The sequence below is a fragment of the Psychrobacter sp. AOP5-GZ1-6 genome, from assembly GCF_052376345.1.
GTDB lineage: Bacteria > Pseudomonadota > Gammaproteobacteria > Pseudomonadales > Moraxellaceae > Psychrobacter.
Window position 1 is genome coordinate 1 of sequence record NZ_JBQSVP010000127.1, and the last position, 8,576, is coordinate 8,576.

General features: G+C 34.0%; 8 protein-coding genes. 2 read left to right on the forward strand and 6 right to left on the reverse strand.

The window, feature by feature from the left end; translation table 11 throughout:
• On the forward strand, positions 1-271 hold a 271-nt coding region (locus tag ACT3RN_RS12805; protein WP_444518699.1), incomplete at its 5' end, for a hypothetical protein.
• A gap of 144 nt (positions 272-415) precedes the next feature.
• Here ACT3RN_RS12805 and ACT3RN_RS12810 read toward each other — a convergent pair.
• From ACT3RN_RS12810 to ACT3RN_RS12835, 6 genes are all read right to left on the reverse strand, one after another.
• Positions 416-925: an elongation factor P hydroxylase gene (locus tag ACT3RN_RS12810; RefSeq protein WP_192991755.1), complete on the reverse strand. Its 510-nt coding sequence runs from the start codon at positions 923-925 to the stop codon at positions 416-418.
• 102 nt (positions 926-1,027) lie between these two features.
• Entirely contained in the window at positions 1,028-1,447 is a 420-nt protein-coding gene (locus ACT3RN_RS12815) for a hypothetical protein (protein WP_192991754.1), read from the reverse strand.
• An 11-nt stretch (positions 1,448-1,458) separates the two neighbouring features.
• Positions 1,459-3,489: a hypothetical protein gene (locus ACT3RN_RS12820; protein WP_192991753.1), complete on the reverse strand. Its 2,031-nt coding sequence runs from the start codon at positions 3,487-3,489 to the stop codon at positions 1,459-1,461.
• Positions 3,490-3,500: 11 nt separating this feature from the next.
• Complete coding sequence (locus tag ACT3RN_RS12825; RefSeq protein ID WP_192991752.1) at positions 3,501-5,462, reverse strand: hypothetical protein; 1,962 nt, start codon at positions 5,460-5,462, stop codon at positions 3,501-3,503.
• Positions 5,455-6,885 (reverse strand): hypothetical protein, encoded by a 1,431-nt coding sequence (locus ACT3RN_RS12830; RefSeq protein WP_442060412.1) that lies wholly within the window; start codon positions 6,883-6,885, stop codon positions 5,455-5,457. The genes ACT3RN_RS12825 and ACT3RN_RS12830 overlap by 8 nt, the downstream gene beginning before the upstream one ends.
• Before the next feature lies 1 nt (position 6,886).
• Positions 6,887-7,075 carry a toxin-antitoxin system HicB family antitoxin gene (locus ACT3RN_RS12835; RefSeq protein ID WP_442060425.1) on the reverse strand — a complete coding sequence of 63 codons (189 nt, stop codon included), beginning with the start codon at positions 7,073-7,075 and terminating at the stop codon, positions 6,887-6,889.
• 65 nt (positions 7,076-7,140) lie between these two features.
• Here ACT3RN_RS12835 and ACT3RN_RS12840 point away from each other — a divergent pair, with 65 nt between their 5' ends.
• On the forward strand, positions 7,141-8,079 hold the full coding sequence (locus ACT3RN_RS12840; RefSeq protein ID WP_192991749.1) for an Arc family DNA-binding protein: 939 nt from the start codon (positions 7,141-7,143) through the stop codon (positions 8,077-8,079).
• The last annotated feature ends 497 nt before the right edge of the window (positions 8,080-8,576 follow it).

The following is an 8,576-nucleotide window of genomic DNA, read 5'->3' on the forward strand; positions in this document are numbered from 1 at the left end:
CTCTGTGTCGGTTATGCACTATGTAATATATAGAGCAGTTGAAATGGCTGCTAAATCCTCTCAAAAACATCCATCAAGTTCTATTTCCAGCAATATAGAACGAGTTTTCGGTCAGATATCTACGGGCGTATGTCGGCATCATAATTCTTTTAGAGACGGTAGCCACCCGCAGTCTGCTATGACTAAGTTATTTTTTGATTATGTATTTGGAATGGAGGATTGCGGTTTTTACTACACTCTAGATGAGTTATTTAATCCGTATAAGAGTTAGAAAGCTTGTAGGCAGGTGAGTTATTCAATGTTAGGAAGGGCCCAAAGTACTAGCTATCCAATTAAGTTCGATGAATTGAAGGTAGTAGTATAGATATCTTAATATATTATGTCTATTCATGACTAATAACTAATCAAAGTTATTCTATGTTTTTTCACTTTTATAAGCAGAATCTATAGCATTAATATTTCGTAAGGCTAACAAAACTTTTCTAGCTGTAGGCGGAGGGCTTGTTAGCATTTCCTGATAGGCACAATTTAAGATGTATAAAAACTCATCGGATGGAGGATTTCCAGAAAAATCATCTAAACTTGGTGAGAATTTAATACCTATAGCTTCACACATTGCTTTTTCTAAACCTTGTGGTCTAGCTTCAACTTTTTCGAAAAGCGATTGTTCATCAGCATTTCTACCACATGGAGAATACCAATAACCGTAATCATCTAGTTTGTGACGCCTTTGTCCAGCCAAGCAATAGTGCGCCATCTCATGTAATAGACTTCTTGGATAGTTCTCTTTAAAGAATATTTTTGCTTTTTCATTCTCTTTGGGAGCTTGATAATAAGGCTCATCTGCACCGCCAGTTATACTCAACGTGGGTAGTAAATTTTCGAATATATTGATTAGGTTGGTGCATAAATCATTGTCATTCATAAAAATTCTTATAAAATATCTCAATTACTATATTATGCCAAATAACGTTATAGTAAGCTATATCGCTAAAATATATCTCAGTTGAGTGAGGGTAAGGTTAAACTAATTGTCAGATCCTTTAACTAATATAGTATTAGAAGAGTCTGCTAGTTCTGATTGAAGCTCAAAATTTTGTCTTAAAATATTAAGATAATCCTGCATCAGAAGATCGTATTCTTTTTTAAGTGTGTCATACTTCAACCTCGCTTTTAATTTAAGCTCTTTTTCGTGTTTTAGCTTAGCAGTATCGTTAGGTGTTTTTTGAGCAAGTTTTCCACGGTTTTCTTCTGCATCTTTTATTGCTTGGCATAGTTCTGGATATCTTTCATTACGAACATATCCTTTTCCTTTACCAGCTTCTCTACCTACAGAATCCTTAGTGAATTTGAATCGTGAAGACTTAGTATCAACAACCTTGGCTGTATTATTTTTCAAACGCTCTAAGGCTTTCCAATAAGCTTGTTCAGCCTTGCTAATTTGCATATCGTTCATTCCTAAGTATTTGATATTAGCACTGAAAGAAAACTGTCAATCTTTTTTATACTCGTTTCGTACTCATGACGCACACGTTTTGGAATCTCTAAGCTAATCTGAGACTCATAGAATTCCTTAGTTTGCAATAAGCTACTTTGGGACTCTGGCAAAAATACTGCATTTTCACAGCTTATACAAGCCGATGCTAAGATGCCAGCACCTTTATCGCAAGGCGTAATGGACATACATCCTCCTACCAGAGTTGAGCGGTAACGTATTTTGCCATTTTTTATAGCTTTCTTAGTTTCTTTTCTACTTCCTAAAAATTTAGGGAGTTTATTATCTGATTTTTTAGACTGTAAGCCTTTTCCAGCAGCTCCTGTAAGTATTACTTCCCTTTTTAATACTTTATATAAGTCGTCTGACTCTGTTCTTGATTGGGCGTCCTGCCATTCTTTTTTCATGGCTTTTACTTCTGCTCCATCGCCTAGAATATTGATAGCTCTGGAGTTCGAGTCCGAATAGTAGACTGTCATTACCATGCTGATATGCTTCAGTTGTGACTTCAGAGTTGGATATGAAACATAACCGCTTGAAGCTGCGTAAACAGCTAGAGAACGTCTAAATTGATGAAAAGCTAATGGCCAAGGTTGACCTAATTTAACTTTATCAGATATTTGGTCACCATATAAAAACCAACTAAGTTCTGCTATATCTTGTTCTGAAACTAGAAGCTCTTGTTTAATCAAAATTTCTTTGAATAAATGGCCACCGAATATTGGCGTGGTATATTCAAAATAAGGATGTTGTTTTCCAGATTTACCCTGCTCAATTGAAATAAATAACGGTAATTTGCTTTCATCTAGTTCTGTTTTACTTCGACTATCTGACCAACATAAGACTCCTTTAGTAATAAATTTACTGGCTTTGAAAGCATTTTCTACTATTGAACCTGTAGCCCATTTAGTAAATCTTGGAACTCCATTACTTTCAAGCTTAGTTGTGGTTGACCAGATAACAGGTAAGTTACCTTCATTAGTATGTATATAGCTTAACCCGTTAAAAGGTATGGCTAAAATTTCATTTTTACGCATACCTGTGAATGCAGCTATAATAATAGCGCTCTTTATCTGTATATAAGCTAAAGACTTTACTAAACCACCCCAAGTAGCCTCCTGAATGAGCCCTAAACTTGCTAGGGCTCCTAGTATAAGAGTTGTGTCTACGTCTGATTTTACAAATTGACTCCACTTATAGGTTATTGATAGCTTTTCCGATTGAGTGAGCTTTCTTGAAGAAGTAGTTTCATCTATATTAAGTGTATTATTTAGTACCTCGTCTCTTACTTTACTGCGGGCAGAAAAAACATGTTCTATTTCATGTATATATTCAACGAATAGGCTCAAATCTTCAATGGCATCTTTTAGAAGGGCTTGATAAATACTAGAAGGAATAATTAAAGTTTGAATACTTGGTGTAGTTTCAGGAAATGTTTTTCTAGTCTTTATTAGTTTTTTCATAAAACTAGCAGAAGGGCTTAGTTCTGACCAAAACCCGTTGTTAATTAAGGAAAGCGTTGTGTCAACAACCCTTTGAATTTTTCCTAATCTCAAACCTATTTGCTTTTCTGACGAGTTGTTTTCAATAACAAAATCAATAGCTTTAGGGTCGGTAAATATTTTATTCAGAGCAATGTGACTATTTAAACAGTAACTAACCAAAAACGATAAAGCATCCAAGTCACTATTAAGTTTTGACATGGAGCATCCATTGACTTCACAAATCCAATTCAAGGTAAATACTTTTAGAAACCTAACTGCTAAATTAAAGTCATCATCTTTAACCTTGCTAACTGGAGAGAGTTTTTGAATTTTAGATCGAAAATTTAATGTTTTCAGAGTATTGCTAGTAGCGCTGCAATCCCAAGTGTCATCAGAAAATACAGATAAAGGCCTTCCTTCTTTTGAAAGAGTTACAACTAAATCTTTTGAAGGATTGCTGATGAGTGCTTTGGCTATAGGTTGGATTTCTTTAACAACTGATTCACGCATGTGTATTTTATTCATAGCTTTATCGACATTTGGTTAGACTTTGAAGCTTTTATCAGAAAATTTATATGTTTGCTCCAATACTTATTGTAGATATTTATATTTATTTGATGATTTGCCTCATCGATTAGGTCAGTTATATTATCATTTTCGTTTTTTAGATAATTAATGATTTCATCAATTCTGTCTAATGATGGTTTTATAACGATAACATGATGTTCAGGATCATTACGAATTAAAGACGATTTAAGTAAAGCTTCTTTAAGACTTAACAATTTATGTATGTCTTCAAAATCCAGATGCACTGAAAAAAACTCACAGAATAGACAACTCTCAAAAGTTGCACATGAAGGATTAGGAGCTTTGCTATTGAATCCTTCCGCTTTTAAAGGTTCTTTGTTTGATATGTTAGAACAAGATCCAGCGGGTATCCTCTCACTATCGTAGTGAGTCGAAAGTTTCACGGGTATAGATTGCTTATTAATTCGATTAGATGTAAGTATTTTGGAACTTATTTTCTCATGATACTGGTTCATTTCAATCGATTGAGACACTATGTCGATTGCAGTATATGCTATGGCTACTGTGGCTAAAGAGTTATTTAGTTTTCTCGCTACTAGTGATAAATTTCCTCTAGAGTGTTTAACAAAATATTCAGCGCACAAATTCCTAATATCCTTAGAAGATACTATGTTTACATCTTTAAAAAGAATAGATTTCCCAGTAATTGATTTCGTGCAATCACGTGCGAAACGCTTTGGTTGATAATTCTCTCCTATCCTTAGAAATAAGTATTCATTATGTTCTGTTTCAAGACCAAGGTTATCCACCCAATCTCTAAGTCTTAAATATTTAATAAGGTAACGTTTAAGCTGAGTAGGAGCAGAAAATTCAACATCTCTACCAGATCGATATTTATGTTTTTTAGCAAAAGTCTTTAGACCTAGACTGTCTATATCTAAATCAGATATTTTTAAATCAAGTGTAGGTTGAATATTAGCAGCTGTAAAAGCAAGATATATGTGATAAAAGCAAGCTGTGCATAGATTGTAGGCGTAAACTTTTTTAGAACTTAATTCTTCATTTATCCACTCATTTCTATGATCTATGAAGGTTTTTTTATAGTATGATTTTTGAGATTCTTCATTAATGAAATAACGTGATAAATCATATTTAACTTGATCGAAAGGTAAAGGTACTCCATTATGGTCAAAACAGTTGGGTAAGCACTTGATTCCCTGAGAGTTTCCTGAGTCCCAGTATAGATTCTTATTGGTTGAATTTGGAGTGGTAATGGGTATAGGATATCTCTTATTTAGTAGAGCATCAGAAAATTCATTAAAATACGTGATACACGTCTGTATGTATTTTTTAAAATCTTTTTGGGAGGACTGTCTTTCCTTTTTGACAGAACCTGTATAACGGTGTTTTGGAATTAGTCTAGTTATATCTGAATTTGATAAATTGAAAGCGATTTGTATAAAATCTCTGGCAGTACTTAATTTATGGTAGAGAGTACTAGAGCTTGCACCTTTTTTACCACTTAAGCGACTCTTCTGATACAAATGTACTTGATAATATTTATAGTTTGATATTAAGTCATTAAGGGTAAGAGGTTTAGACCCTTTGAAATCACAAAAATTTATAAAATACCTCAGCGTGTAGAGTATGCCGCGTACTGTTTCACTTCTCAAACCCTTCTCAAAAAGATTTAACAAATATTTTCTTAGCCATTTGATACGTTCCATAGATAATGTTGATTTATCAACTAAACTAGACGTATAACGCTTAGAATTATGCAGTGAACTGCCAGAATCTTTTTTTCTACTGGTATAGCATATTCTACCGATATCTATTTTAAACGTTGTTCCATCAGCAATTAAGCCCACAACAACTGAATATTGAGGATAAGGGATTTTCGACATTACTTCATTATTTAGTTCAATAAGTGGTCTACTACAGAATTTATTAGACATGTCCTGTATCCTTATCAAAAGTTATTCCAAAGGTTTCTTGAATATCCATAAATTCGTTAATTTCAGAGTCAAATTTAAGGTAAGATTCCGTAGTGCTTAATTGTCTATGATTTAGTCTTTGTCTCACATGATCAAATATTTTAGAATCAGGGTAGTCTTTATCTCTAAGGTTTCTGACAATATTCATTCCATATGTTGCACGCAAGTCGTGAAAAGAGAATTTTTGAAAATCCGGTTCAGTTTTTTGTATCTTTTCAATGAATCTTGTAAGTTCATTTCTTAAGGATTGTCCATTCTTTGGGGCCATAACTGGCGCTTTGGTATTCCAAATTGACTTAGAGTTATTGCGATCTGCAAGTTCTCTTTCAGCAGTCAGATAAGGGTTACCGTCTCTAGTTAAGAACACATAGTTATCTTCAGTATCACCATAAAAACTATTTAACTTTCTCCTCCTATATTCGGCTCGCTCGCACTCAATATATGTTAATAAGCGATGAATCAAATTTCTCGGAAATATCAAACGATTTATCCTTCCGCCTTTTGAGTCAGATTTATATTTATATCCTGTATTTATTACAGCTTGTTCCAAATTAGAGTTGCTTTCCAAAAAACTCAAAGCACTTTTGATACAGCCTATTGACAGAGTGCAGACACTTTGTTGCCTAGCCCCTGTTTTAAGAGCAACTAGCATCATTAGCTCTAGTTCTATTGAGGCATAGCTTTCATCAAATGCATTAGAAACTATAATTTGCTCTTCAAAGCTTAAGGGACGCAGACTACCGCCATCCCTTAGTTTTCCTAGTGATGGGATTGGTTTCCTACTGCTTTTTAACTTAAGATCGTTCGTAATAACACTAATATTTCTAGATAGTCCTACATTATTATAAATAGGTATGGAAACCTTCCTTTCTCTGAAAGGCTTATTTTCTATATCAGATGGAGATACAAGAGCTTGATACTGTATATAATTATAGAAATGAGCAATAGACGACAGAATGTTATTAATGTACTCAGCATTAAAACCATGCTGCTCTATTACAATCTGTAGAAAAGCTCTAAACTTGCGTGGAACTCTTTGCTGATACTGGGTAGGTAAGTCTAGAAAATGTTGGTTAGTATGTTCTAAATACTGAAGAAAGTATTTTAAATGAATAGCTCTTGCAGATAATGTCTTCATGTTTGAAAGAGTGGGGGTGTCCAGTTGACCCAATAGATATAGATTACCTACTTTCCAAGGAAGGCCATCTGACTGAATGATAACAGGCATCTTAAAGAAATAATTCGAGCTATTTAGAGCGTTAAAATGATAGACATACGTATTAACTTGAGTAGTTTTTGACCATTCTACTTTCTGTAGTTGAAAGCGACTTAAGTAAGTTACTTTTGCGCTAGAGTCGAATAGGTCTTTAAGAGAAGGTCTCATTTCATTTTTTTTCTAGTTCGTTGAGTTCTTTGGCTTTAAAAATAAGCTTTTCTATATATTGAGACAATGAATGAAACTGATTCTTTGCATCACTGACGGCAAACCTCTTAAGTTCCTTAGATACTCGAACATTCATCTGAACCTTCTGATTTGACATGTATTCATCCCCACTGATTTTATTACAATCGATGTTAGCATAATGCTAACATCGCCACAAGTTCTATGTGGTAATATTATTTTATTTAGGCTTTAAAGATGTCAAAAAATGTGCAGTTTAATCTAAGAATTCCTACTGAATTGAAAGCTCTTATCTCTGATGCCTCAAAAGTTAGCGGCCGCTCAATTAATGCCGAAGCACAGTATCGATTAGAAAAATCTTTTGAAGGTAAAGAAGGGAGTTATATTGAAGCTATCAACGATTTAAGAAGTTTTTTTGATGCTCATTTACGCAGTGATCGTTTAAAGCTAGTCTCTTGTAAGCTGAATTTTCTCTTGAGTGAAGCTAAAGCAGTTGATAGTTTTCATACCCCAAGTATATCTAGAGTTTCTGAAGCGCTTGGATACAACAGTGTAGGCATCGCTGAGGATTGGTTTGAAGGGCGTATAGAACCATTATTTGAAGAGTTAGAAGAATTAGCGAGATATTTTGGCTGCCAGACAGACTGGTTAATTCATGATGAAGACAAGCCTTATAAAAAAGAAAGGTTTGAGTTCGGCTCTAATATCGAAGACAATGCAAAACAGTTATTACAAGGCAATGACCAAGATGAAGTTAAAGCATTGTGGTTTGCTCGTAATAATACAGAAAATGGCGAATTAATAATCATAAAACACTATGATACTTGGCGGGGTTCGGTTTTAGATACTCGCGTACATATCAGTGAAAAGGTAGGTATTGGAGGCTCTGAGGATCGAGCATTGTTATCTTTAACTCTAAAATATTTATGCCGATATCATCTTCTGAAAATTCAGGGCGCAATAATATCAGAAATAGATTACAACGAGCTTATTTGGGCAAGAGAGAATCCGATTAAGATTATTGAAAAATATAGGCACAGTCATTGGATTGAAGATATTTGGGACAGCTCAAAGTATTTGAAGAAAAATAATAGCTATTGGAAGGGCTGGTATGAGATGTGTATGTCTAATGCTGCCTTTATTGATAGAAATGAAAGAATATTTAATATGAAGTAGTGTTGACTTGGGCGATTTTAACTTCTTAACTAGTAGTAGATGAAAAAAATTAAAATTATGAGTGGTGTATCAAAAAGTATGCTGATTAAAATTTGAACAATTTTTGAAGCCTTGAAAGCCTTATAGAATGAGAGAACTTAGCATAGATTTCTGATTGACTTTTATCGCCAGCATACTTTTTAGAACACAACCAAATTATGAAAAGGCAGTGTAATAAGTCTCAATCACTTATTACATTGCCTTTTTTTATTTGTTGTGAATAAAACTGGTCAAGCAAAACATAGTCTCTTGACACTATCAATATTCTCAGAGAATCGAGCCGGTTTTTATTGATAGTCCATATAAAGTGGAATCGTCCGAATGTTCTAGCTAAAAAAATGTGTAGACTGCCTATAACATATGTTAGTAGTAGTTAGAGGTATGGGTATGGAGGTATGCAATATGTACACCATTAGAATAAGAGGTTTCTAGCATGTCAACCTATAAAGAGGTGTGTG

Excerpts from the sequence above, each read along its gene's own strand:
- ACT3RN_RS12810 (WP_192991755.1), bottom strand. The coding sequence starts at position 925 with ATGAATGACAATGATTTATGCACCAACCTAATCAATATATTCGAAAAT.
- ACT3RN_RS12815 (WP_192991754.1), bottom strand. The coding sequence starts at position 1,447 with ATGCAAATTAGCAAGGCTGAACAAGCTTATTGGAAAGCCTTAGAGCGT.
- ACT3RN_RS12820 (WP_192991753.1), bottom strand. The coding sequence starts at position 3,489 with ATGCGTGAATCAGTTGTTAAAGAAATCCAACCTATAGCCAAAGCACTC.
- ACT3RN_RS12825 (WP_192991752.1), bottom strand. The coding sequence starts at position 5,462 with ATGTCTAATAAATTCTGTAGTAGACCACTTATTGAACTAAATAATGAA.
- ACT3RN_RS12830 (WP_442060412.1), bottom strand. The coding sequence starts at position 6,885 with ATGAGACCTTCTCTTAAAGACCTATTCGACTCTAGCGCAAAAGTAACT.
- ACT3RN_RS12840 (WP_192991749.1), top strand. The coding sequence starts at position 7,141 with ATGTCAAAAAATGTGCAGTTTAATCTAAGAATTCCTACTGAATTGAAA.